The 25921-nt window shown below is 36.9% G+C and carries 27 protein-coding genes and 2 pseudogenes; 20 read left to right on the forward strand and 9 right to left on the reverse strand.

What is annotated here, in order from left to right; translation table 11 throughout:
• Position 1: 1 nt before the first annotated feature.
• The 6 genes and pseudogenes from BBI08_RS08195 (at position 2) to BBI08_RS08220 (ending at position 5294) form a co-directional block, all read left to right on the forward strand.
• Positions 2-223 (forward strand): hypothetical protein, encoded by a 222-nt coding sequence (locus tag BBI08_RS08195; RefSeq protein WP_008496316.1) that lies wholly within the window; start codon positions 2-4, stop codon positions 221-223.
• Positions 224-689: 466 nt separating this feature from the next.
• Positions 690-896, forward strand: a complete 207-nt coding sequence (locus tag BBI08_RS08200) for a hypothetical protein (RefSeq protein ID WP_040850350.1) — start codon at positions 690-692, stop codon at positions 894-896.
• 342 nt (positions 897-1238) lie between these two features.
• Positions 1239-2075, forward strand: a complete 837-nt coding sequence (locus tag BBI08_RS08205; protein ID WP_040850352.1) for a hypothetical protein — start codon at positions 1239-1241, stop codon at positions 2073-2075.
• Positions 2076-2219: 144 nt separating this feature from the next.
• A pseudogene (locus BBI08_RS08210) lies at positions 2220-2704 on the forward strand (DUF2716 domain-containing protein).
• 523 nt (positions 2705-3227) lie between these two features.
• A complete protein-coding gene (locus tag BBI08_RS08215) occupies positions 3228-4520 on the forward strand; it encodes an endonuclease (protein WP_040850412.1) in 1293 nt (430 codons plus the stop codon).
• A gap of 291 nt (positions 4521-4811) precedes the next feature.
• On the forward strand, positions 4812-5294 hold the full coding sequence (locus BBI08_RS08220) for a hypothetical protein (RefSeq protein WP_205847842.1): 483 nt from the start codon (positions 4812-4814) through the stop codon (positions 5292-5294).
• Positions 5295-5395: 101 nt separating this feature from the next.
• Here BBI08_RS08220 and BBI08_RS08225 read toward each other — a convergent pair whose 3' ends face one another.
• Entirely contained in the window at positions 5396-6268 is an 873-nt protein-coding gene (locus BBI08_RS08225) for a YitT family protein (RefSeq protein ID WP_008496322.1), read from the reverse strand.
• Between the two features lie 121 nt (positions 6269-6389).
• Positions 6390-6791 (reverse strand): hypothetical protein, encoded by a 402-nt coding sequence (locus BBI08_RS17025; RefSeq protein WP_155800221.1) that lies wholly within the window; start codon positions 6789-6791, stop codon positions 6390-6392.
• Positions 6792-6979: 188 nt separating this feature from the next.
• On the opposite strand from BBI08_RS17025, the gene BBI08_RS08235 reads away from it, so the two are divergent.
• The 3 genes from BBI08_RS08235 (at position 6980) to BBI08_RS17395 (ending at position 9174) form a co-directional block, all read left to right on the forward strand.
• On the forward strand, positions 6980-7729 hold the full coding sequence (locus BBI08_RS08235; protein ID WP_008496323.1) for a class I SAM-dependent methyltransferase: 750 nt from the start codon (positions 6980-6982) through the stop codon (positions 7727-7729).
• 243 nt (positions 7730-7972) lie between these two features.
• The gene (locus BBI08_RS08240) at positions 7973-8260 is read left to right on the forward strand and encodes a DUF2243 domain-containing protein (protein WP_008496324.1); all 288 of its coding nucleotides are present in this window, start codon (positions 7973-7975) and stop codon (positions 8258-8260) included.
• Between the two features lie 413 nt (positions 8261-8673).
• Positions 8674-9174 (forward strand): cytochrome c oxidase assembly protein, encoded by a 501-nt coding sequence (locus BBI08_RS17395; protein ID WP_330217513.1) that lies wholly within the window; start codon positions 8674-8676, stop codon positions 9172-9174.
• A 569-nt stretch (positions 9175-9743) separates the two neighbouring features.
• Here BBI08_RS17395 and BBI08_RS08255 read toward each other — a convergent pair.
• Positions 9744-10979: an MFS transporter gene (locus BBI08_RS08255; protein ID WP_065527958.1), complete on the reverse strand. Its 1236-nt coding sequence runs from the start codon at positions 10977-10979 to the stop codon at positions 9744-9746.
• Between the two features lie 90 nt (positions 10980-11069).
• Entirely contained in the window at positions 11070-11501 is a 432-nt protein-coding gene (locus BBI08_RS08260) for a hypothetical protein (protein WP_065527959.1), read from the reverse strand.
• A 456-nt stretch (positions 11502-11957) separates the two neighbouring features.
• Here BBI08_RS08260 and BBI08_RS08265 point away from each other — a divergent pair, with 456 nt between their 5' ends.
• From BBI08_RS08265 to BBI08_RS08285, 4 genes are all read left to right on the forward strand, one after another.
• Positions 11958-12197, forward strand: coding sequence for a hypothetical protein (locus BBI08_RS08265; protein ID WP_008496327.1), 240 nt, complete (start codon positions 11958-11960; stop codon positions 12195-12197).
• Positions 12198-12583: 386 nt separating this feature from the next.
• Complete coding sequence (locus BBI08_RS17030; protein WP_051041661.1) at positions 12584-12991, forward strand: hypothetical protein; 408 nt, start codon at positions 12584-12586, stop codon at positions 12989-12991.
• 250 nt (positions 12992-13241) lie between these two features.
• Positions 13242-13457 (forward strand): hypothetical protein, encoded by a 216-nt coding sequence (locus BBI08_RS08280; RefSeq protein WP_065527961.1) that lies wholly within the window; start codon positions 13242-13244, stop codon positions 13455-13457.
• Between the two features lie 50 nt (positions 13458-13507).
• A complete protein-coding gene (locus BBI08_RS08285) occupies positions 13508-13969 on the forward strand; it encodes a GNAT family N-acetyltransferase (RefSeq protein WP_065527962.1) in 462 nt (153 codons plus the stop codon).
• 72 nt (positions 13970-14041) lie between these two features.
• Here BBI08_RS08285 and paiA read toward each other — a convergent pair whose 3' ends face one another.
• Positions 14042-14557: a spermidine/spermine N(1)-acetyltransferase gene (paiA, locus tag BBI08_RS08290; RefSeq protein WP_065527963.1), complete on the reverse strand. Its 516-nt coding sequence runs from the start codon at positions 14555-14557 to the stop codon at positions 14042-14044.
• A gap of 24 nt (positions 14558-14581) precedes the next feature.
• A complete protein-coding gene (locus BBI08_RS08295) occupies positions 14582-15034 on the reverse strand; it encodes a MarR family winged helix-turn-helix transcriptional regulator (protein ID WP_065527964.1) in 453 nt (150 codons plus the stop codon).
• A 116-nt stretch (positions 15035-15150) separates the two neighbouring features.
• On the opposite strand from BBI08_RS08295, the gene BBI08_RS08300 reads away from it, so the two are divergent.
• The gene (locus BBI08_RS08300; protein ID WP_008496332.1) at positions 15151-15768 is read left to right on the forward strand and encodes a YczE/YyaS/YitT family protein; all 618 of its coding nucleotides are present in this window, start codon (positions 15151-15153) and stop codon (positions 15766-15768) included.
• An 11-nt stretch (positions 15769-15779) separates the two neighbouring features.
• Positions 15780-16607, forward strand: coding sequence for a sugar nucleotide-binding protein (locus BBI08_RS08305; protein WP_008496333.1), 828 nt, complete (start codon positions 15780-15782; stop codon positions 16605-16607).
• A gap of 534 nt (positions 16608-17141) precedes the next feature.
• Here the strand turns inward: BBI08_RS08305 and BBI08_RS08310 are convergent.
• Positions 17142-18428: pseudogene (locus tag BBI08_RS08310) on the reverse strand (IS4 family transposase); the annotation flags it as partial.
• A 382-nt stretch (positions 18429-18810) separates the two neighbouring features.
• On the opposite strand from BBI08_RS08310, the gene BBI08_RS08320 reads away from it, so the two are divergent.
• The 5 genes from BBI08_RS08320 to BBI08_RS08340 all read left to right on the forward strand — a co-directional run bounded on the left by BBI08_RS08320 (position 18811) and on the right by BBI08_RS08340 (position 24513).
• Positions 18811-19425: a TetR/AcrR family transcriptional regulator gene (locus BBI08_RS08320; RefSeq protein ID WP_008496335.1), complete on the forward strand. Its 615-nt coding sequence runs from the start codon at positions 18811-18813 to the stop codon at positions 19423-19425.
• A 27-nt stretch (positions 19426-19452) separates the two neighbouring features.
• The gene (locus tag BBI08_RS08325; RefSeq protein WP_065527965.1) at positions 19453-20307 is read left to right on the forward strand and encodes an ABC transporter ATP-binding protein; all 855 of its coding nucleotides are present in this window, start codon (positions 19453-19455) and stop codon (positions 20305-20307) included.
• 1 nt (position 20308) lies between these two features.
• Positions 20309-21418 carry an ABC transporter permease gene (locus tag BBI08_RS08330; protein ID WP_008496339.1) on the forward strand — a complete coding sequence of 370 codons (1110 nt, stop codon included), beginning with the start codon at positions 20309-20311 and terminating at the stop codon, positions 21416-21418.
• A gap of 12 nt (positions 21419-21430) precedes the next feature.
• On the forward strand, positions 21431-22432 hold the full coding sequence (locus BBI08_RS08335; RefSeq protein ID WP_008496340.1) for an ABC transporter permease: 1002 nt from the start codon (positions 21431-21433) through the stop codon (positions 22430-22432).
• Between the two features lie 269 nt (positions 22433-22701).
• Positions 22702-24513, forward strand: coding sequence for a M3 family oligoendopeptidase (locus BBI08_RS08340; RefSeq protein WP_065527966.1), 1812 nt, complete (start codon positions 22702-22704; stop codon positions 24511-24513).
• 114 nt (positions 24514-24627) lie between these two features.
• Here BBI08_RS08340 and BBI08_RS08345 read toward each other — a convergent pair whose 3' ends face one another.
• Positions 24628-25182, reverse strand: a complete 555-nt coding sequence (locus BBI08_RS08345) for a peroxiredoxin family protein (protein WP_008496343.1) — start codon at positions 25180-25182, stop codon at positions 24628-24630.
• Positions 25179-25799: a hypothetical protein gene (locus BBI08_RS08350; RefSeq protein ID WP_008496344.1), complete on the reverse strand. Its 621-nt coding sequence runs from the start codon at positions 25797-25799 to the stop codon at positions 25179-25181. Before BBI08_RS08350 ends, BBI08_RS08345 begins: the two co-directional genes overlap by 4 nt.
• Positions 25800-25921 lie beyond the last annotated feature (122 nt).

Below are 25921 nucleotides of genomic sequence, written 5' to 3' on the forward strand. Positions count from 1 at the left end.
TATGGAATGTGATTTTTTACTGTCGTACATCAATGGATCTCAACTGATGAAAAAGGAATACGCTGAGGTAGTTGAACACCACTTAGCTATATGTTTAACATGTCAGGAATTGTTTGAAATAATGGGAGACTTTCCTTCCATAGAAGAGGAAGGTTCATTTTCTATTGAAATGAAAGCCAGAATTTTAACCAAAGTCTTTGATGAGGAATTCCCCATGCTATAAGAAAGTGCAGGTTGTTCAATGAATGATTTCAATTAACCAAACGTTACTTCCAGTCATTGAGTGAGGATGAAATTCTCATATTAACACTTTGCAGTCTACAACCTCTAAATATTTAGAACTCAAATCATTAGTGAGGACATCATAAAATTTTTTTGCATCTCAACCATTATTGGCAGAAGCGAGAGTTGAAAAAAATTTAATCTTTCTTTGTAGGTAGAGCTACTTGTATGGGTATACAGTGATTTTTTATCAGGAGCTAGCTATCTGTAATAAGGATGAGTATAGTTAATATAAAGAAAACCGTATTTCGATACAGACATTTCAAGAAAAGCCAAGAGGATGCTAAATTGCTGATGATTTTAACTTTTTTATTTAGAAATAATATTTTGATGTGTTGGGAATCTGGTTGACGATATAACAGAGATAGAGAGCATAACCAATTTGTCACTTTAGGGAGAAATGCAGAATGATGTTGAAGTACTACACAAAACGCTACGAGGTAATCATGCAGGGTACTTATCCGGAAAATCGAAAGAAAATAATGTTAGCCACCCTTGCGAATGATATAGAGAAGGCTTATGCAATTCCGATGCAAAGAAATCCAGCTTGGGAACAGAATAATGAAGAGATATTCTCACTTTATTCTCAAGTTGCTGCTAGGAAAGACATGTAGAAAAAGGGCGCTACAACCACTAAATAAGAACGTCAAAAAACTGAACTCAGCGCATTAACCGAGAGAGGAGTGCGTGACCTATCGATAGCTATCAAAACTTATCTTTATAGGCTTAGAGCACTTTTAGAATTACTATTAATTTCCTAATAAAATGCATTTTACATATCGTAGCTTATCAAAAGGCAAGAGGTTCAAGTGTGAACTCTTGTCTTTTAGTTTGAAAAAGTGTACTTTTACGAATGATTTTCTTCGTAGAATCAGCTAGCTTTTGCATCTTTCCATTGGTATATTAAGGAAATGAAGAAAAAGAACTATTAGGTGTGAAAAACGGGAGGGGTTATTTTGAGTCAGACATTAACCAAAGAGGTCATTTATACAACTTCCTCTCAGCTAGGAGAGTCAGTGGAAATCGTTGACGCAGACTGGAAAGACAAGTACGGATTGGCTGTGATTCTTCGAAGGCATAAGAAAACCTTCGTTCAATTGAACGGTGTAGAAATAACAGTAAGCTTTACAGCGTATAAATTATCGATGATTCGTTGGATTGATGATAACCACTTTCTGGCAGCTACCTACGAAAGTGACAAAAAGAATATGTTTATTGTAGATCTTTCTGGACAACTTCTTCATTCCTTTAATGGCGGTGAGGCATTTGAAGAGATAGTCGTTGGAAAAGAAGGAATCTGGGTCAGCTATTTTGATGAAGGAGTTTTTGGTAATGGAATCTCTACCGAGGGACTCGTACTTTTCGATATGACCGGTAACATCCTCTTACGATACCATTCCGATTTATTGAATCCCAATGCAATAGCTGACTGTTATGCTCTTTGCAAAGGGGGAGGAACGTCTGTCTGGATTTTTCCTTATACTGATTTTCCTTTGATTGAAATAAACTCAAAAGAGCGAATGAGCCTCACTTATCCGGTTCCTGAATTACTGCATGGCGCAAAAGCTTTATGCATCAGAGGAAAGTATGCTTACTTTTTTGATTCCTATAATTCCAATGAAAAGATGTATCAATTGAAAATTGGCACACAGAAACCATTGCTTTTGGGAACCGTTCAAGGAGTCCTGAGAGGTCTGGGTCCGTCAGAAACTAACCACTTTATTTCCATTTCTAATAATCAGGAAGTCGCACTTTATCAAGTGATTAATGGAGATGAATACCAGTATATTTGAAACTACGGTTTTTAGATCTGAATGTAACTTAATGTGAAGTATATTACATTCACATCAAAGGCAACCCTCTAAAATCCACATCGAATGACTTCAAAATTTTAGGATGCATTCGAGAGATCCCTCAATTAGAAAGGTGGTTATTTATTGGGAAACTGGATCTCTTTTTCTCATAAAGAGTATGACCAAACTTGGGACAGGATCTATAGAGATTTTAAATTTAAACCAAGTATTTCTACTTTCCCTTCATTTCAGGTACCGAATCCTTTTATAACTTATGATATTTCCGAGTATTTCAGGAATCCGGCAGATTTAGATGCTTACGATAATCTGGAAGAAAAAGCATTAGATGCATTCAAAGAGATCACAACAATTGACGAATATATACTGGCCCTCGATTGGCAGCACGAGTATTATTGGGTAAATTCACGCTTAGAATTCGAAAAAGATGAATTCGAAGAATGGACAGTTCCACTCTTTCCAAATGGGGTTTATTATTTCTTTATCCAAAAAGATTTTAAATGGGGCTATTTAGGACATCCTTAGGAAAAAGTATAACTATATTTGGAGAAGAATTAATTAATGCTTTTGATAGAAACAAGCCAAGTATGTTTGGTAAGGTTTTATATTAATGTTAAGTCTTTTTTTTTTTTTTTGAGAAAATCAAGACTATTACTTAATAAAACCTTCTATGTAAGAATTGAGTTTTTAGACAAACTTGTTACTATATCATCTATTCAAAAAAGTTAATATCTGTTCAGTTTATATATCATGACTTGATCGGAGACACAAACGAAGACTGGGTGCATATAATCTTGCATCCAGTCTTTCTATAGTCATGGAGAAAATTTTGTTTTGTACGAGACCTATACTAGGGTGAACTACACAATAAATTTCGTGAACCAAGCAATGTACCTTGCCCCAGGTAAAAAGAATAACTGAGCAAGTATCGCTATAAGGGTATCTAAAACCTTAACTTCCAAATACAGCTTATTACGTTTTATTAAATTTATGTAATATTTGTTAAATACCATTGACGATGATGGATGCATTCGGTAAAGTTTAATGGAATGGTAGAAAAAAATGTAAATTATGATAATTAATTGTTATTAATTTACAATTTTTTTAACGAAATCAAAGGAGGACGACATGACGATGGATAAAAGTTTATGGGGGAAATCAGCAAAGGCGTTATTATCTGTGGGGATGGCTGCAATGCTGTGGGTACCGAGTTCACAAACAACGGTTCAAGCAGCTGCCCTAGCAAGCGATCTGTTTATTTCGGAATACATTGAAGGTAGTAGCTTGAATAAAGCAATCGAAATTTACAACGGAACAGGAGCTTCAATTGACTTGAGCCCTTATTCAGTAGCGTTGTATGCAAACGGCAGCACATCCGCGCAAAGTGAGATGACGCTTTCCGGTACTGTTGCCAGCGGTGATACAGTAGTCCTTTATCATGGCAGCGCAGATTCGGCGATTCAAAGCAAAGGGGATTTACAAAACAACAGCGTGATCAATTTTAATGGTGATGATGTAGTAGTACTAGAAAAAGGCGGAACACCAATTGATTCGATTGGCCAAGTGGGGTCAAACGCTGAATTTGCGAAAGATGTCACACTGGTCCGTAATCCAGATATACAAGCAGGCGACAGCATCGTAAATGATGCATTCGATCCTTCGACTGAATGGATTACGTATCCAACGAATACATTTGAGTACTTAGGAAGCCATACGATGAATGGAAATGAAGAAACTCCAACCCCAACTCCACCTGCTTATTATGAAACTGCAGATGGTTTGCAAGGAGTGGCGTTAAAATCTGAACTTCATGAAATCATCGATGATCATCAACAACTTAGCTATTCACAAGTGTGGGACGCGTTAAAAATAACGGACGAAGACCCAAATAACTCGAACAATGTCCTGTTATTATATACAGGAGAGTCGCGTTCAAAATCGTTGAATGGCGGGAATGTGGGTGACTGGAATCGCGAGCATACGTGGGCGAAGTCTCACGGCAGTTTTGGGACAGCGATGGGAGCAGGGACGGATATCCACCATTTGCGCCCGACTGATGTACAAGTGAATGGGCTACGCGGCAACTTAGACTTTAATTACGGTGGCACTGCAGTGAGCGGTTGCGATGGTTGCTTGCGCACAGCTAATTCATGGGAACCACCGGATGAAGTAAAAGGCGACGTTGCCCGTATGCTTTTTTACATGGCAGTCCGCTATGAGTCAGATGACGCGGTGGACTTGGAACTGAACGACCAGGTGAATAATGGTTCAACGCCTTACCACGGTAAGATTTCTGTTTTGCTGGAGTGGCATGCACAGGATCCTGTCAGCACTTGGGAAGAGCAGCGCAACGAAAAGATCGAAGACATTCAAGGCAACCGAAATCCTTTTATTGACCATCCAGAATGGGCCGAATCGATTTGGTAATTATTTTTCATGCTTTGTTTGTATGGTAGATTAATAGGTTTTAATCTTATACCTAGTTTATGCAAAATCGATTATTAAGAAAGCAGAAGCTCAAATAGGAGCTTCTGCTTTTTTGTTTGAATAACTATCATTTCATGAATAATTTTATTTCCAAAATTATCTATCTATTGGTTTATTTCTTGAGTATATTTAATGTATATTAACTTTTTTCTTTATATTTTTATGAAAACATCCTAAGTGGTTTAAAGAAGGAATTAGGAATAGGCTCTCAAAAATCGCTTTGGATTTAAATTGAATAAAGAGGATAAAACTTATCCTATAAGAGGAGTTGAAAGATTGTTGAAAAGAATACTAGCAGTTATCGTTAGCGCAAGTATATTAGCATTAGCTGTTTCTGTGTTAAATTATGTCCCACAAAATCAGAGAGAATCTGATGTGTATTATTTAGGTATCGTCGTATATTTCCTTTCAACTATATGGGTTTATTTACTGTTCTACTTGGTAATTGGTGTTCCTTCCTCTTGGGTAATAGACAACTACAGACAACAATATAAAGAAAAGACTAATGTCTATCAATATTTTATTGGGGTAGCCCTTTATTCTCTTGTAGGCTTATTTTTTGGAACAGCTTATTACTTTATATTGGGTTCTAAGCAAGCTTATTTGTATAACTTTATTGAAACACTAGGATTTTGGGCCATTGCGTTATTTTTGTACTTTCAAGCTTTATGGGTTCTTGAAAGAGGCTATTTAGCAAAATACGTTAAAGGGTGAATAATCGTCTATATGATTCGCGTGTAGCAATTGTTAGAAAATATCTAGCCAATTTAAAAACGGACGACGAAAAATAACTATTTTCGTCGTCCGTTTTATATTTAGTTATTTACTTGCACAGTATCGGTTTTTAAAACCGGACTTTTCATGAAGTTCCCGTCTTTTCTGAAATTCCCCATGACTTCCATCGTTTCGCTAATGCTAACGAATGCTTGCGGATCAACTTTTTTGATCAATGGTCGTACAAATGCCAATTCATGACGGCTAATAACACTATAAAGAACTTTTACTTTAGCCGCTGAATAAGCGCCTTCGCCATCTACTACTGTGATTCCTCTGTCTAGGTTATCAAGCAATGCTTTTTTGACGGCATCTCCTTGATTTGTCACAACCATCAAGCTCAGTTTGATATGACGCGTGTGAACACGGTCAACTACCAGTCCGGTGATATAGATGGAAGCCATCGTATACATTGCCAACTCCCATGAAAAGATAAAACCAGATACAAAGACCACTGCGCTGTTTAAACTAAAAACAAGCGCTCCCAGTGGAATATCTCGTTTGATTGACAACAAAAGGCCGATGACGTCAAATCCGCCAGTCGAACTATAATACCGAATAATGATTCCAACTGCTATTCCTGAAATGACGCCACCGAAGACTGAAGAAAGCAGTGCATCTTCTGTGATTTTAACGACAGGAATATAAAGCATGGAAACGGATGTGACCACTACAGAAAACAAACTGTTGGCGATGAAGGTCTTGCCGAGCTTCATCCAACCTACTACAAGAATTGGAACATTCAAGATAATCATCCAAAGTCCAGCATTCAGCGGTGTTACCAACCCGAACATCATCGCAATACCTGTTACGCCACCCGCTAGTATTTCATGTGGCAATAAAAACATATTAGCTGCAAATCCAAGAACAATTGAAGAAACAAAAATAAGTAATAATCTCATCCATTTATTCATAACCAAACTCCAATCTTAAGGGTAGCCTAAGCCTTATCCATTCTATTTTTTATCCCACAAAAAAAGGGCGTGCATCTGCACGTCACCTTAAGTCTATTTATCATAATGGACTTTTTTAATGTTAATCAAAACTACGACCACGTGAATAAATTGCTCTTTTTATAGCGATACAATATTTCATATTATAGTGGCTTAAGGCGGAAGAATGCAAGCTTTGTAGTTTAGTTCTTATAATTTTTAACACAGCAAAGGCTTCAAATAGATTTTCTATTAGATTTGAATATAACTTAACAGCATAAGACTCTAAACCTAGGACTTCATAGAATGCAGTTTTACGATATAATGTTTGTCCATAAAAGATAATTATACTGGAGTATATAGTGTAGGTTAGGAGTGGGGAAATGAAGAAACATATATTGTTGTATGGAGGAATATTGATTATAACTTTATCATTTCTAGGGCTATATAATTTATTAGCACCAAGAGTTGGCCCTATTGGGAATGGTCCACCCACAACTTTCATTTGGTTTATCTTTTCTATTCCAATATTGATTGGATTAGCTTTAACAGCGACATCTATAGTTAAATTTCGAAATGAAAAAAATACCAGAAACTAATAAACACTCTTCAAGATTCACTTTTTAACTTGAAAAAGTTATCAAGCTGCCTATAGGATCTTTAATCAAATAGCCTTCAAAGGATGGAATCATAATGGATAAATGCGAGTACAAGAAATTCTATGAGACAGTTGGGAATTTAAACGGTTGGGACTTTAGCAAATTACAAGTTCTAAGTGACGAACCAAAATGGGACTTTTATGATGAAGTAAAAAGAAGGGCTCAAACAACTGATATCCTTTTAGATATTGGTACAGGTGGTGGAGAAAAAATTCTAACCATTGCGCCATCGTTGGAATTTACAGTTGGAATTGATTTATCGCATGCGATGATTCAAGTAGCAAAAGAAAATCTAAAAAAATCTAACTTACCGAACGTGCGGTTTTTGCATATGTCTTCAGACAAAATCGAATTTCCTGCTAACTTTTTTGATGTTGTATCAAGTCGCCATGCACCATTTAATGCAAAGGAAGTTGCACGCGTTTTAAAGACAGACGGGTTGTTTTTAACTCAACAAGTTAGTGAAGCTGACAAATTGAATATCAAAACTGCTTTCAAACGAGGGCAATCCTTTAGTGAAAAGGATGGTGTTTCAAAAGAAAGGTATGTATGGGAATTAAAAAAAGCGGGGTTTTCCAACGTACAATCTTTTGAAAATAACGTCAGTGAATATTATCAAAGAACTGAAGATTTGATTTTTCTCTTGCAGCATACGCCGATTATTCCGAATTTCGGTATGGAGCCAGAGGACTACTCTCGTTTAACTGCTTTTATCGAAAGCAATCGAACAGAAAAAGGAATCTGCACAAACTCGAAGCGATTTTTAATTATAGCCAAAAAATAGAGTTTTGTTATAAAAGATGGGCCAACTCAGTAAAATAGAGAATGGCGGGTTTGTTAAAACCTCCCACACTCTTTTTTCGGAATATTGTATCATTTCTTCACTTTTTCATCACATACCCCTTCTTTTATGATAAACGCGAAAAAGAGCTTATGGAAAAATATATGTCAGAGGGAGCTGAAGGAGAATGGGGAAAAATCAAGGTTCCTATTCGTTTCGTAACTTAGCGTCTCGCCCCTTTTGGGGATGGCTTTAGTGGCGTTGATTGATGAAGCGGTTTTTCATCAAATTTTAGGATGGAATCATTTTTATGACAAATCAACCACTGCCGTTGGCTTGTTTTCAGATGGCTTATTTCATACATTCAGCTGGTTTGCGACAGTGGCTTCGTTGTTTCTATTGGCAGACTTTAAGAGAAGAAATTTTTTTTGGTTAAAGAGATGGATTAGCGGTATGTTTCTCGGAGGAGGATTATTCCAGCTTTTCGATGGACTTGTTCAAGACAAACTTCTTGAACAAGTCAAAATCGCATAATATCAATATTCTCCCGTACGATATTGTTTGGAATGTCACTGCAGTTATCATACTAATTAATGGGGTTTTGCTTTACATGCAAACTCAAAAAAGTATAAGTACGGCAAAAGAAGGGAAATAGGTGAGCATGCATTCACATGTTCAAGCAGCAGGGACAAGTTTAGAGAGAATCGTGACATTGTTGTTAAACGCAATGATTTTTCTCTATCTACTTGCTGCAATTAGTACAAATCGGAAATAGAAGAAATGGCCAGTTCATCGATTTGTTTTTTGGATTGTAGGCGTTTTTAGTGTAGGAATAGCAATGGTCGGACTATTGGCGGAATTTGCTCATATCAATTTTAAAGGACAAATGACTACACATCTGCTTTTCAGGAATGTTGGCACCGCTCCTCCTTTTGCTCGCTGCGTCAATGGCATTATTATTGGGCACATTAAAAGTATCTACTGCGAGAAAGCTTACACGTGTCTTAAAAAGTCGTCTGCTGCAATTTTTCACCAACCCTGTGACGGCTAATGTTCTTAATATAGGTGGCCTTTATATTCTGTATACGACTGATTTGTATATGCTGATGCACCAATCGCTTGTTCTTTATGGACTGATTCATTTGCATGTATTTCTGGCGGGGTACTTATTTACGTTGTCCATTATTTATGTTGACGTTACACCACATAGTTACAGCTATATGTATCGAGCCATTGTATTGATCTTAGCTTTAGCTGGACATAAGATTTTATCCAAGTATATATACGCAAATCCTCCAAAAGGCGTTCCGAGAGCGGATGCAGAAGCAGGCAGTATGCTGATGTATTATGGGGGAGACCTCATTGAACTCGCTATTATTATTTTCTTTTGTTACCAATGGTATAAATCAACTGCACCACGTTTCACAAATCCTTTATACAAAACTTAAATAGAGTTGGAAACCAGCAACAAATGCGCAGAAAAAAGAGGCTCTCAATAAAGAGCCTCTCAGAATGTAGACAAAGTTTCATTAAGGTGAATAGCTGTGTATAACCTCCAAGCGGGCTAGCCACTTCGCTTTCCATGGGCTCAGCTTCAGCCTCCTCGTCACTCGCGTTCCTGCGGGGTCTTCAGCTTTCGCTGTCCCATAGGAGTCTTCGTGGCCAGCCCGCTTGGAATCTTCTTGCTTATATCCAAGTGAGTTATCTTAGTCTACTTTTTACCAATAAAAACGTTTCGAAGTCTTTTTAACTAGTCACTCAAGGATCTGGAGCATCGAACGGCGACTCCTGCGGAAAAACGGAGTGATGAGACCCCGCAGGAGCTTGCGACGAGAAGGCTCAGCGCTTCGTCCGCGGAAAGCGTCCGTTTGGTGCGGAGGATCCCATATAAATACGAAACAATAAATTACTATTTTATTGTCTACAAGCTGAGCTCTCATTAAAGAGCCTCTTTTTTTCTGTGTGGAGATAGTGTTTATAAACCACGGAATTGCATTCTATTTAACTTAGTTCTACTTTAACTATTTTCTTTAAATAAACTAGGCAAAGTTTCGCGTAAACGTATTGCTGCGATTATTCCAGCACTCAAAGGCAAGATAGCCACTAACCCGATAGCCCAACCAACATTCAGTAAATCCGTTAATATGCCTGCAAATAATGCCCCAAAAGCATATCCACTATCTCTCCAAAAACGATAAACCCCCATTGAAGAAGCTCTCCATGACGGATCTGCGATATCGCTTATAGAAGCTTGCAATGTTGGATAAACCATCGCAGTCCCAACACCTAACAAGATAGCTGCCACAATCCACGTACTGTATTCATTCACGAGCAAAATCATCCATAGTGAAATGGCTTGTAACCACATGCCACCAACAATCAACTTTTTTCTGCCAATTTTATCGCTAAGAAAACCTGTGAAGAGTTGGAAAAAGCCCCAGGAAGCCGGATAAATAGCAACCAGCAATCCGATTTGCGATAAGCTGAGCCCAACGCTTGCAAAAAATATCGGAAACAGTCCCCAAGCCATACCATCTTTCAGATTTGTGCTTAGTCCTGAAAATGTGAGGATAGATAAATTTTTATTTTTATAAGTTGTATTTTTAAAAATATCTGCCGCTGAAAGTGTCGTATTTTTAGTAGACTTGCTAGCTTGTAATTTAATGTGTGCTTGCGTATCTTTTACAATTAGTGACAAAGCAAATCCAATTACGACAATGACAATTCCGATATAAAAAGGTTCTGGTCGGTTTGAATAACTCGAAGCAACAAATCCTGAAACAGCTGCCATTACCGCTACTCCCGTATACCCTGCAAATTCATTAAACCCAACAGCGAACCCTCGTTGAGTAGGTTTTGCTAAATCAATTTTCATGTTCACGGTCATAGACCACGTAAGTCCCTGATTAATACCTAAGAAAATATTAGCGACAACAATCATCCACCATGAGCTTGCGAATATCACGAGTAAAGGGACGAGTAAACCAACACTCCAACCAACAAGCAATACTTTTTTTCTTCCAAACCGATCAGCGATGGCTCCTGCAAAATAGTTCACAATGGCTTTTGAGAATCCAAAACTAATGATGAAAGATAATGCCGCGCTTGTGGAGACTAAGCCGAAATCTTCTTCACCGATAATTGGGAGGATGGTTCTTTCTAAGCCAACCATAGACCCCACAAAAAAGTTTGTTACAACCAAAAGAATGAAATTCAGTAAATTTTCTTTGATGCCAATTTGTACATTTTTCATAATTTCCACCTTCAACAAAAGGTTTTTCTTTTGTTATTTTCATTAATCCTCTATTTTTACTGTTCACTTTGCGGTTGAGTATTAAGTGTATCAATAATACAGGAGCGAATCGATTAGCAAAACTGAGGCAATGACAGGAATATTAAATAAATAGGTGACCCATGCACTTTCAATATTCAAATACTTGTACTCATAAAAAATTTTAAAGAACACTAAGATTACCCAAGAAGCGAGTGTTGCCCGCTTTATCAAGAATATCAATTCAATAGCAAAGGTATTGTTGAAAACCAGTATAAACATAGCAAAAGAGTAAACAAACGGATACATTAATAGCAATAGACCTAAAAGGTTAATCGTACGAAGAATTGAGACAGCCCAATTGATGCGAGAGTAGGGAGTTTCTTTTAGTGTTTTCAGTTTCAACATTTTTCTTATGACAAACTCCACCAAAACATGCAACACAATATAAATGTACAAGTAAATAAAAATACTAACAGCAAAATAAACATCGTAGTCTGTCACACAAAGTCACGTCTCCTTGTTAAGCAAATATGGTGTGGGTAAATAATCTTATTAAACAATTGAAGCAAACGGCTATGAATAAGTAAAGGAGGAATTCCTAAATTTACTAGTTTGTTTTTTTAGTAGGAGAAAAAAGAAAGGGATTCATCACATCCTTTATCCTCTAATAAACTAATGCGTTTTTCCAACCTTTTGTAAAAAATGTTGAAATAGAGAAAATCTAAAAAATTTAAAAATTTTGTAAAAGAGGCAATATGTAAAGCCTCTATTCTTTCTTTTGTTTTTAAAATAATTGGGGCAAGGGTTTAATGACTAGAACTTATTTCGAATTTCAATTTCCAAATATTGTTGACAGATCATTATACTGACAATAAAATACTATCAATAGAAATATTGAGAATCATAATGTTCAATTTGTTAAATGACAAGAAAATAGTCCGGAAGTGAGGAAGGTAGATGATTGAAACATCTTTTATTAACATTGGCGACGTTATTGCTAGCGTATTTATTTTCGGAATTATTCTTATCATAGTAGCAGTTTTATATAAACTTATTAAAAAGACTTTTAAACAACTTGATAAGGAATCAATTGAAAAGCTGACATTAGAGCAAGAAAACTCAATTTTACAAAGTCAAATTGGTGAGCTAAATGAACGTCTAATCGCTTTGGAGGAAAAAGTAAAAGAACTGGATTAAAATTTTTTACGACCTGCTATGGGTGTTTTTTTGAATGTTTAAAAAAACGGTTTGGATGATCATCAATAAAGATTTTAGCAGAAGAGTAAAGAGGTGGTATGAAGATAATTTGTCATCAGCATTTCTATCAGAAGACCTGGTAATGCTAGAAAGTACCTTCTGCGATTTTAGTATGCTAATAGCTGATAGCTGCACTTATATTATTGCCAGTAAAGACATTCCAACGATTTAAAGTCAGTTAATGAGAAACAATTTCTTCAAGAGCTATCCGCAGTATTTATATCTACTGCCTGTATTGAAAAGTTATCTAGACCCATACATTGAACTGAAACGGATTAAAGCTACGAGAGAGTTATTGATAACGAACATATGGCAATAGATATGAAATGGGGGAGTTTCTAATAAAGTATCAACCATTCGAATTTACAAACGAACTACGAGAAAAAATTACAATCACTGAATCAAAGTTAAAGCAGCTTCGGAGAATAATTTTTAAAGATTATCATATTCTTTTTTCAAGAAAAGATATTGAATTTGATGTATTTTTTGAGAGAGAAGGACTTGATTTGTTTACACCTCCCTATCACTCAGCCTTATCGGTAGGAATTGTTGGTAATGATGATGAAATGGTTCATACGCTCTGGATTTGGGAGTGTGAACGGTCTTTTTTAGGACTACCGGTAACAACGCATATTCCTGGCAGTAAAGTATCTGGAAATTTATCAGATCAAACTAGTGATCAAATAGAAGAAGAGCTAAGAGAAGTGATTGAAGAATTTCTTTCGGAAGTATAGGAGACTAGTGTAAATTGGCTCTTTAGAAAAATGGTGGAGTATATATTTGTCGAAGAAATTCAATTTATGGATATGAAAATTCAACACTACCGGACAGGTAACAAAATATCCTGGAGAGGTTTCTTATAAAACAAGAGCTATCTGTTTGCAACATGAATACATGTTTATCACCGATTCAGATTATGGAGTACAGCCATTTAAATTCAACTCAAATTGAACATCGAGAGTTTGTGAAAAAGGGGGAACTAAAGTGTTTTTTGAAGACGCACGGCCAACAATAGACCAAAAAAAAGGGAGAGATAAAGCGATTAAAATAAGCCATGAATTTTATGGCTGGGCTCTATTGGGACATGCGGTTTACTCGATTTTTTTCTTATCTAAGTTTAATGCCTCTTTTTGGATTTTAGTATGTGGCTCTATTATTTATTCCCTAACTAATTTTTACTTTTCTAAAAGGAGAAAATAACCATTGAATATCTACATGCACAAGTCAGCCAAAAGAAAGAGATGACTCGAATGACAGAAGCAATTAGATTCAGACTGGCGACACGTGAGGATTTAAATCAGATCGTTGAAATGCTTGCTAATGATCCGTTAGGCAGTCAAAGAGAACTTTACGAACACCCTTTACCTTCTAGCTATATCGAAGCCTTTCATGCAATTTCAATGGATCCTAATAATGAATTGGTGGTTGCCTGTATAGAACATGAAATTGTTGGGGTGCAACAAATTACGTTTACGCCGTATATAACCTATCAAGGCGGATGGAGAGCTACTATTGAAGGCATTCGGACGTCACCATCAGTACGGGGAAGGGGTATTGGAACACAGCTTATCGAATGGGCAATTCAACGCGCAAAAGATCGTGGGTGTCATTTAGTGCAATTAACTACCGATAAAAAAAGAACAGATGCTTTGAGATTCTACGAGCGACTTGGTTTTGTAGCTTCTCATGAAGGCATGAAACTTAAATTATAGTTAGATCTAATAAAAGGATGGTTGAAATCGTTCTATTTCAACCATCCTTTGCTTTTTAGTTTTATCGTTCTGCTAAAAAAATTTTACCATAATCAAATCGGTTTGTTCATCATCACCCACAAAAAAGGAGTGAGAGCCATTTTGGACAAACCCTTTCTTCGCATAAAATCTGATCGCATTTTCGTTTTCTTCCCAAACACCTAGCCAAATCTTCTTTTTCCCAAACTCTTGCGCAACTTCCATCGCTTTAGTTATCAGTTTTTTTCCAAGTCCCAATTTTTGATAAAGCTTTTTAATGTAAATTCGTTCAACTTCGAGTGAATCTTCTCCCATCGCTTCTGTTTGGGCATTACCTGTATTTACTTTGAGATAACCTGCGAGTTGATCCTTAAAGTAAATAAAGAAAAACTGAGAAGAAGGGTGGGCTAACTCTTTTTTTAGCTTATTCAAATTATAGGCTTTTTCTAAATAGGCATGTAAATGGTCGGGCGAATTTTGATCTTTAAAAGTATCGTTAAACGTAGAAATGCTAATATCCTGTAATTCAATTACATCTTTTTCAGTACACGTTCTAATTATGGTTGTCATAAAATCAATTGCTCCTTTAACTAGCTAATAATTTCGTTTATTTCCTTTTTTCACAAGCTCCCAATCTTTTTCGATATTTTTTCGAATTCGTTGAAGTAAATCATGCGCAGCTTGCTCTTCTGCTTTTGAAAATCCTTGAAAAGCTACTCGGTCGGAATGGAGATTCTCACTTTTGATAATGGGGTACACGGCTTTCCCTTTTTCGGTTGGGTATAGTTGCTTGTTCTTTTTATTCGATGGGTCATCTTTTTTCTCGATAAAACCATTTTTCTCAAGCTTTTGGAGTGCACGTGTAGCGGTTGATCGGTCGACTTTAATCATGTCCAACAATTGTTCTTGAATCATTCCTGGATTTTCACAAATACGAACCACGTATAAATACTGTCCTTTTGTTAAATCCAGTTCTTTAAATTCGATATTGCTTATTGAATCTAAAGCTCTCGCAATCATGCCAATTTCGCGCAAAATATCATTCATACGTTTCTCTCCAGTCAAATTTCTATTGCTAATGTTGTCATCTATAGTATATATTGAACTTAACTTAATTTTGTTGCGTTTGCAACAAAAAATAATAAAAAAAAGAGTGATTTGACATGCGATATGGCTTTTACATGATTGGAATTTTGTTATTAACTTTAGGTATAGCTTGCACCATTCAATCAGATCTTGGAACATCTCCTTTTGATGCAGTTTTGGTAGGGTTAGCTACTAATATAGGCCTTACAGTAGGAAGTTGGGAAGTTATAGTGGCTCTTCTGTTAATTGGCTGCAACTCCTTTTTAATCAGACAAAAACCAGAGGTATTGGGCTTAGTAACCGCTATTATCACAGGAATTGGAATCGATCTTTGGCTTTTTGTGTTGAGCAACTTGTTGACTATTGAATTAGTTCAAGGCCAAGCTATATATTTTGCAGTAGGATTATTGTTAATAGGAGTTGGAACCGCAACTTATTTACACACCAATTTCGCACCCATTCCAATCGATCGCTTAACGTTAATTTTGAGAGATATCACGAAAACCAATTTATTTGTCGGAAGAACGTTAATTTATACTTTATTTTTGCTTTTTGCGTTATTACTGGGGGGACCAATTGGAATCGGAACCATACTAACTGTGTGTTTTGCCGGACTTTTGCTTAACTTCTTTATGCCCCCAATTGCCAAAGCAATCGATCGCGTCGTTTTACCACCAGTCACTTCAACTCATTAAAAGGAGAGTGCATGATGAGGAAATTGTTAATACTAGGAGCCAGTGGATTAGTGGGAAGAGCGTTAGTTGGAGAATGCAAAGGAAGTTTTGAAATATTCGGTACGTATTCGACATCGCCCATAGACCTTCCTGAAAACAACCAGTTTCAACTAAATGTTAGTGAATTAGAGCAAATGAAAAACATCATTCGCAAAGTAAAACCTGATGCCGTTGTTTCGTGTTTGAGAGGGGACTTTGACCAGCAACTACTATTTCATAAAGAGTTGGCATTAGAGTTAAGAGAAACGAACGGGGTTTGTTATTACGTCTCCACTGCCAACGTATTTGACGGAGATTACACTAAACATCATTCAGAAGAAGACCAGCCCAATGCTGAGTCTTTATATGGAAATTTTAAAATTAGCTGTGAACACGAGTTAAAACAAATTTTAAATGAACGGGCTGTGATAATAAGAATTCCGCAAATATGGGGGAAACAGTCCCCGAGACTTAAGGGGATTAAATCTGCAATTGAAGAAGGTCAACTTGAGGTATACGACAATTTGGCATGCAATCATTTATCCGACACCTTATTAGCCAAACAGTTAAAATACATCATAGAAAATAAGTTAGAAGGAATCTTTCACCCCGGAACTGTTGATATGATGATTCATCAACAATTTATCGAAAAGCTAGTAAAAAAGCTTACGAATAAAAAAGTCGAATTAAACCTTAAATCGATTCCAAATGTCCCTGGAATATGCCATTTTGGTTTAACAAGTGTCCGACACGACATTCCTGAAAACTTACAACTAACCAATCAAGAGCTGATCGACTATTTAATCGGACCAAGTGAATAAAAAAATCATAAAAAAGAACTTCAAATGAAGTTCTTTTTTTATTTCATCCTGTAGACAAAATCTACCTAAAGTGAATAGCAGTGGATAAGTATAACCGGACTGGCCACTTCGCTTTCCGTGGGTTCAGCTTCAGTCTCCTCGTCGCTGAAAACCGATGCTCCTGCATCTTTTGTCGCATTGCTGCTGTCACAGGAGTCTTTATTTTGTGACCAATCCGATTGAAATCATACTGCTTTAATTAATGAGAGTAGGTTACTCATTTGTTTCTTACTTAAAGAATTTTAATGCGCTTGTTATTCCTGATACTCTAGGATTCGGAGCGCAAGGCGGCGACCATGCGCGTCAACTTAAGCTGTTTCTTAAAGCTATATTTCCGAGTAAGTGAAAATTTCACACCTTTTCTATCCTTCGTTCAAAAGAGGTTTTATCTTTTTTCGAACGGGGGATAGTATGACTAATAACGCTGAACTTGAGGGCGCGACAAATAAACATTCTCATTTCCCCAAATTTTGAGTGTCTATCTGTCTTTTAGGCCTATAGCCAGTTGATCGGACCGGGTTTCCAGACTTTCTTCCGACCAATGGCGTTCAGGGTTAGCTCGATTTTTTGATGGATGCATTGCCAATCCGTTCCGTCACGGATGCGCCAATGCATCCCTATTTTTTTGGAAATTTCGTGGATGGCAATCTGTTCGCTTAACACAAAATGCCGCTCTTTCCAGAAACGGACCCGTAATTGATAGGCAACCAACGTACTGAGAAGTAAAAGGATCAATTCTGCATAGATATGACATTCCCAACGAGCTTGTTTCATGCGGCGAAACTGATCCAGTTTCAGGTTGCTCTTCCAGGAGCGAAAGAGGAGTTCGATTTGCCAACGATACCGGTAGAGCGCAACGATTTCTTCTGTGGGAACCTTGTCTGGAAGGTTCGTCACTAACATGGATACGCCCACTAAATCTAGCGATTTTTGTTTAATGGTACCGTGTTTGGTCTGGTCACGGCGTTTCACTCGATAGGCTTGGCGTCGCTGTTCGGCCGCTGTCATTCGATAGAGCACGAGACGACAGGGCAACTTCTTATGCCTGCCCAGATAGACCCGTGGGTAATTGCGTATTTCTCCTGGGTGAAGTGTCTTCATTTCTTCTTTTATAAAAAGTTGCTCATATGCAGACCTTTCCACCATTTTTCCATTTGGGTGGTAGCGAGGCGTTGGATGGTCGATATAAAACATCGTATCGGTCCGGGCTCGGCTAACATAAAAAGCATGTTCCTCATTGATTTGTTCAAACGTGGTGTATTGATAATACCCAAGGTCTTGTAAAAACAAGTCCCCCTTCCGTATCGTGGCCAACCGCTCGCGACCAGCTGGACAATCTGCAGCTTTTGCGGGTTGAATCTTCACATACTGAAACTGACCGGTGAGGTAGTCAACTTCAACTTGAAATTTGACGCCTGCCCCCACCGAACTAGGATAGTCGCTCTGGCAATTAGACGAAAGCGCGACTGTTGTGCCATCCAGTATCCGGATGCGATTGAAGGGAAGCGTGGTTGCCAATTGAATGCCCGGTAGGGGCAAGCTTTTTTGGAGCTCAAACAAGGCAAAAAACACCTCTTGTAAAAAAAGAACCGTGTGTTCATTCAAACGCTTGTTCAATGCCTCTTTGGATAGCGGGACCTGATGAATAGCCAAGTCCGAACAGAGTTCGGATAAGGAATGGTCACTGAGAGTTCCGGGAGATGAAAACAGGAGCTTCATAAAAGAACTGACAGTCAACTTCCGTTTTCTCTGGACAAATTGAGTTGCTTTAGCGAGAGCTTCAAGGTTTCCTGGGTGATAGAAACTGGAACAATCGCGTCAGATGGTAAGTTGCATGGTTCCGTTTCATAAAAAAACGCCTCCTTTAATTGATGGTATTCTTCTTTACCATCAATTAAAGGAGGCTAATCACCTGATATTTCTTAAGTTGACGCGCATGCAAGGCGGCGACTCCTGCGGAATAGCGAAGCGGCGAAATCCACTCGGGCGATTAGCTCGAGTTAGTTCGGCGCAAGCCCGCGGAAAGCGTCCGGCTGGAGCATAGAATCCCACATAAATAAATTAATGAAATATTTAGTCAATTATTGACCAGAGTAGTCAATTTGTGTAATAATGAAGTTGACCAGAGTAGTCAAAAAGTTTAGGTGTAAAAAGGGGGAGCCCAGTGGAAGACTTATTAAAAAACGTTGAGCTTGAAAAAAGAGATCGAATCCTAAATAGTGCTATGAAAGAGTTTAGTAAAAACACATTCCAAAAAGCATCGACCAATAAAATTGTTGAAGATGCCGGTATTTCTAAAGGACTGTTATTTCATTACTTTGGAAACAAGGAAAAGTTATATAAGTACTTAGAGTTTTTTACGTTTAAAGTAATGACAGACGAAATTAAAAATGAACTCGATTGGGACAATCAAGATATACTCGTGCGATTAAAGGGAATATCGATGATAAAACTTAAAGTTTTTCAAAAGTATCCCTACTTAACAGACTTCTCACTGTTGCTTTTTAAAGATTCGACTGTTGAAGAGATTATGCACAAATATCCAGATTTTCCGTTAAAGCTTTATAGCCAAGTCTATACGCACAATATAGATTATTCTCTTTTTAAAGAAGAGCTTGATGTAGAAAAAGCGTTGGACATCATCAAGTGGACGATGGAAAAATTCAGTGATGAATTCAGAAAAGATATCGAAATAGGCGTTACCAAATTTGATAATCAATTAGTGGAAAAAGAAATTTTCAAGTACATTGACATGCTTAAAGAGTGTTTTTATCGATAGATCTAGTCAAGAAAAGGAGGGAATCCGATGATTTCTGTTAAAAATTTATACCACTCCTATAACAAAGACGGGAAGTATCAAGTAAAAGATGTTAGTTTTGAAGTCGCGAATGGAGAAGTGTTCGGTTTTTTAGGTCCATCTGGAGCAGGGAAGTCAACTGCCTTAAATATTCTTACAGGCCTTTTACCTCTTCAACAAGGAGAAGTAGTGGTTGGGGGGTATGATTTAAAAAAGGTTTCAAACGAACGGTTCAACAAAATTGGGATGAGTTTTGAACAGTCTAATGTTTATAGCAAACTAACAGCAAAAGAAAACTTAGACTTTTACCGAAAATTGTTTGATGTGCCAACGTTAGACTCGCATACACTATTAAAGCTTGTTGGACTAGAAGGGAAAGAGCATGTGAAGGCTGGTGAATTTTCAAAAGGAATGAAGCATCGGCTCACTTTTGCGAGATCGATGATCAATAATCCTGAAATGTGGTTTTTAGATGAACCGACTACGGGGCTTGACCCATCTATCGCTGCAGATATTAAAGACATCATCAAGGAAAAAAACAAAGAAGGCGTAACGGTATTTTTAACGACGCATAATATGTTTATTGCAGATGAACTGTGTGATCGAGTTGCTTTTATCGTTGATGGAGAAATTAAATTAATCGATTCACCTAAAAATTTAAAGCTGCAATACGGCGATAAACTTGTTGAAGTGGAATATATAGAAAAAGGAGAAGTCATAAAAACTACCCTGTCTACTGTATTGCCAGAAGATAAAAAAACACTGCAAGAGATTATTGAACACCATGACATTCAAACGATGCATACTAAAGAAGCTACGCTTGAAGAAATCTTCATAAAGGTTACTGGAAGGGGGCTTGTTTAACATGAAACTCTTTTCTAGCTTTATAAAAGAGTTAAAGCTAGCCTCACGAGGGTTTTACTTTTACATCGAATTGTTTATGGCGGTAATCATTTTAGCGGTATTTCTGTTATTGGTTCCCGATAACTTTAATAACCAAAGAACGGAGTATATCTACTTTGATATGCCTAGTCAAACGAGTGAGTTATTTTTACAAGAAATCTTACAAGAAGACATTGATGGAAAAGCAGAGCTTGTCATAGTTGAAGTAGATAAGCAGGAGAAAGAAGCTATGCTTTACACCACAACGGATCAAAAAATATACGTATTAACGAGCCGTGAAGACGTCATCTATATGGCAGATAAAGAAAAGAAAATTGCTGCGGTAGTAAAATTAAATAGTGATAACGCGATAAACTATGAATATTACTTACAAGGATACGAATCCAAAAAGTTTAAGAACCTATTAAAAATACTTCATGTGGAGTCCAATGAAACCATAGAAGCTGCAATGAACAATCAAGACGTAAAGCCATTAGCTGACAATACACTTGTGTTATCAGATAAAGAAAATATGATGCCTTCAGTTTTAGTATTCAATGGGGCGCTTATGGGTCTATTTATCATTGCTGCATACATCTTCTTAGATAGAAAAGAAGGGGTCATTATGGCTTATGCTGTTACACCTTCTCCTGTTTGGCAATACTTGATGAGTAAAGTTGGTGTCATTCTAGTAACTACAATACTATCGAGTTTTTTAGTCATAATTCCTGTAATGGGAACACAGCCTGACTACTTATTGTTGCTGCTATTGCTAGTAACTACTGCTTTTTTTTCGTCATCCCTTGGGCTTTTAATAGCGAGCTTCTACAAAAATGTGACACAAGCTTTTGGGGCGATTTATGGGTTTATGTTGTTAATGATTCTTCCCAATATTGCTTATTTTATCCCCAGTTGGAATCCGGATTACGTAAAACTAATCCCTACCTATCCCATGTTAGAAGGGTTTAAATCGGTACTACTCGGAAATAATGATTGGTTATACGTGCTAACTATTTCTGGAGGATTTCTATTGGTTGGAGCAATTTTGTTCAGTATTTCAAACCGAAGATATAAGAAAACTCTTTTAGGGTAAGGAGGGATAACGATGATTCGTAAAATCTGGGCAATATTCACAAGAGACTTGAAAGTAAACTTAAAAGATTCGATTGCACTTTACATCTTATTCATTCCAATTCTCCTTGCTGTTTTAATCAATCTTTTTACACCTGGGATAAACGAAACAACAGTAGACTTGGCATTATTAGAAGCAGATAACCCTAGTCAAATCAGTTATTTAGAGCAATTTGCAGAAGTAGAACTTTTTAAAACTATTGATCAAGTGCAGCAACGCGTCGAAGAAAGAGATGCCACAATCGGCATAGTTCCAGAAAACGGTGGCTATTATTTAATGATACAAGGAAATGAGCCTGAAGGCATTGTCGATTATGCGAAAATATTAAATAGTTTTTATGAGTTGGATATTTCGATGGAAGAAACCAATAGCGAGTTATTCGATTTTGAACGAACCGTACCCCCTCTAAAAAAGACATTAGTAAACACAATGATTCTTCTGATTTCAATCCTTGGAGGGATGCTCATAGCATTGAATATCGTTGAAGAAAAGGCAGATAACACATTAAGTGCGATTAACTTAACGCCTGCTGGCAGACTTACTTTTGTATTAGGAAAAAGTGTAATCGGAGTACTGCTTTCTATTATTGGTACTCTTTCTTTAATTGTTATTACAGGATTTGGCACCGTAAATCTGTTGCAATTATTACTAGTTTTGCTCGTGACGAGTTTACTTAGTATTTCAGTAGGCTTTATCCAAGGACTGACTAGTAGCGACATAATGACCGCAGCCGGCAGTATTAAAATACTGTTTCTTCCTTTACTTGCAGGTGTTTTAGCAATTGAAATGTTAGGGGATAAGTGGCAAAAATTCTTTTATTGGAATCCCTTTTACTGGGCCTATAAAGGAAACGATCTAATTTTATCTCAAAGTGGAACATGGTCGCAGATTTTTATGTATTCTGGTATCGTTTTGCTCATTAGTGGGATTGTTTACCTTTTCTTAGCACCAAAGATTCGAAAAGGGCTCGAATGATAAAGAAATCATATGCGAAATAGATAGATTTGGGGAAGAAGCTTATAGTTAAGCTTCTTTTTTTTGATTATTAGGAAATAAGTATACAATTTTTATTTATTTTATGGGAATTAATGTTATTCTATAAAGACGAATTAGTTTCTGTTAATTTACAGTAGTCATTTTGAAATCATGCTAATTCTAGTGCTTTCGAAAAAAAGTATAGATGATCAATCTTATGTGAGTCCTATCGCAATTAGGAGGATTACTGAAAATGGGGGAGACTACCAGTGAATCAATTAGTCGTACAAAACTGGAATTTAAATTCTTTATACGAAGGTGGAAGTCGATCAATCCAACTGGCTAAACTAATAAGTCGTATAGTGGATCAGTTATATATTGTAAATGATGAAATTAGAGTACACAAAATGGCAATAGGAAAGCAGAATTTGCAACCATTACTTTCCATAGTTCAACAGTTTCAGTTGATACTGAGTGAGTGGGAGGAAGTTGATGAATTTTTGCTTTGTTCCTATTCTGAAAATGTCAATAACAGTTCAGCAATCAGCCTGATTGAGAAAAATGATAACTTAAAAGTAGAAATTGACACGTTAAAAGTAAAAGTAAGCCAACTTCTTGCATCATTGCCTGAAGATGCATGGAATGAGTTTATCAATTTAAAAGAAATCCAACCAATATCCTTTTATTTAGAAAAACAAAAAAAAGATATTTGTGACCGTTTACCTGCTGAGATGGAAAGATTAATCAGTGTGATGTCTGTAAATGGCATAAAGGGTTGGGAGCAGCAACAACAGTTTATGCTTTCAAAATTAAAAATATTGCTAGAAGTGGCGGGACATAAAGAGTCCGTTTCCATTGGCCAGGCATTAAATTATGCGATTCACTCTAAAGACGACACACTACGTAAGCATGCGTCACAAGGTATTAAAGAAGTATGTGAAGCAGAAGCCGCTTCATTCGCTTCTGTATTTAATCATATTGCTGGATCTCGTTTAGATATATATGAACAGCGAGGGTGGACGAACTTATTAAAAGAAGCCGTTGAACAAAACGATATAAACGAAGAAACGATTCATTTAGCAATCGCTTCTATTGATGAAAATAAGAAAAGTTATATAACTTATATTCAACGGAAACTTGAATTGAGTCGAACTAAGCGAGCTAGTTGGTTTGATTTAGTTACCCCATTATTTGCACCTGTTGAAAAAATTTCATATAACGAAGCGAGAAAGATTATTTTGACACAATTTTATCGATTTAGTGAAAAGTTAGGACGATTTGCAGAAATGGCGTTTGAGGCAGACTGGATCGAAAGCGAAAATCGCCCTAATAAAGCAGAAAGTGGATTTTGCACTTCTATGCCTTTATCGAAGGAAAGTCGTATATTTTTTACTTATCGAGAGACATACCAAGATGTCTTAACCTTAGCTCACGAACTTGGGCATGCATATCATAATTTCATCATTCACAATGAACCAGCACTTGCTCAACAAACTGGCATAAGTGTCGCTGAGACTGCCTCCACATTTATGGAGAATTTGGTACTAGATGCGGTAATCGGTCAAACGACCAATGAGCAAGATAAATTAGCACTTCTAGAGATGAAAATCAAAAATGGTCTTATGTATGTAGGAGCTGTACCAAACATGTTCCGTTTTGAGCAAGCATTTTATGAGAAAAGAAAACAAGGGCCATTATCTGTCCTAGAAATAAACGAATTGTTGAGTAGTGTAGAAAACTCCTTTTATGAAGGGCAAATTGAAGATTTAGCACTTTATAAATGGATTTATACTAGTCATTTTTATGATGCAGAAAAACCTTTTTACAACATTCCTTATACCATTGGCTACTTGTTTAGCAACGGCATATATGAGATGGCGAATCTAGAACCAAATGGTTTTGAAGCACGTTATGATGAACTTTTACGTAACTCTGGAAGGATGACAGTCGAACAACTGGCACAAACCTTCTTACATGTAGACATATCCAAGCGCGAATTTTGGCATGCTTCTCAACAGCCTTTGAAAGATGCAATTGACGAGTACATGAGACTGACTGAGAAGTATTTCGTGTTAGACTAACATTTTATGAAATAGGACAAAAGAAAAACACCTTCAATGTAAGTACAGGTTAATAATGTACTTGTTAATGGTGTTTTCTATTATTTTGCTGAAATTAGTTATTGAATGCTCGTTTTAATCGATGCTTTCTGTTTGATCAATCATAATCTGTTCATCCATTGGACCGACTATCTTCTGGGCAATTTCGCCTTTTGTATTTAAAATATAAGTTGTCGGGACAGTGCGCACTTGGTAAGCTTGTGCCACTTCTCCAGATTCATCCATCGGGATTTGGAAAGTTAAACCAACCTCATCAATAAACGAACGGATGGCTTCGTCGCCTTTGTCTTGAGCGGTCAAATTGATGGCCAGTATTTCGACGTCCCCGTCTGGATTGTTTTCATGAAATTGTTGCATATGCGGCATTTCCGCGCGGCAAGGTGGACACCAAGTTGCCCAGAAGTTAAGAATCACTTTTTTTCCGCGATAATCAGACAAGCGAACTGTTTCTCCATTTTGATCGGTTAATGTAAAATCGGGTGCTTCTGCTCCTAGCGTAAGTCCTGTCGTATCAGACTGATTGGATTCTACTTTAGATTGCGTAGATTCGTTTTCTTTTGCAATAAAGTTAGTGGCAATAATAGCAATGGCTGCTAACAATAAAATTGCGAAAAGTGCCTTTTTAATCATACAATCTGTCCTTTCTGTGTAAATCGGTTATAAAAGAAAGTCGTTATCACTGCAAGTGTAACTAATGTTGCAATTTGCCAAGAGATTAAGGGAGCAAATACGCTTACAATTAGTAGTTCTAATGTAAATAAGGCTGCGAGTAGTAAATCTGTCGGAACATCTGCACGCTTAACAAGATAGCGGATAGCTAAAATACTTACTATTAGCAAAAGGCTATGAAAAATTGCTTCTAGTACATTGTTTTCGAAGATCTGCAATACAGCTTGATAAGATACAAAAAACAATAGCCACGCAAATACAGGTTGGTTAGCTAGTTTCGGCTGTTTAATTAAGGTAACCGTTAAATACACGATTACTAGAACAATTCCTAATAAATGACCGTATAAACCACCATTAAAATAAAGAATAGATAAAGGCATTTCAAGGAAATTTTCGAAATTAAATAGAATGTAGCTTAGCTTCCAGATGAGGATATATAGTGACACCGCATTCCATAACCAGTCACCGGTTTTTTCTTTTAATGCAAAGCGCAATAAAAAACTTGTTAATGCAGCTGCGATTAAGACTGAAACCCATATGGACGGTATCGTTAAGTGAAATATCGGGACATAGCTCATAGTGGTAAGTCCAATCGGGCCTTCTGTTTCATAAAAATCTCTCCATCCGTATTATACTCAACGGTTTCCATTATATCGGAATGCACAATCTTTTCATCTTTTTTTGTTTGGCAAGTATGATT

Origin of the sequence: Planococcus halocryophilus, from assembly GCF_001687585.2 — a bacterium.
Taxonomy (GTDB): domain Bacteria; phylum Bacillota; class Bacilli; order Bacillales_A; family Planococcaceae; genus Planococcus; species Planococcus halocryophilus.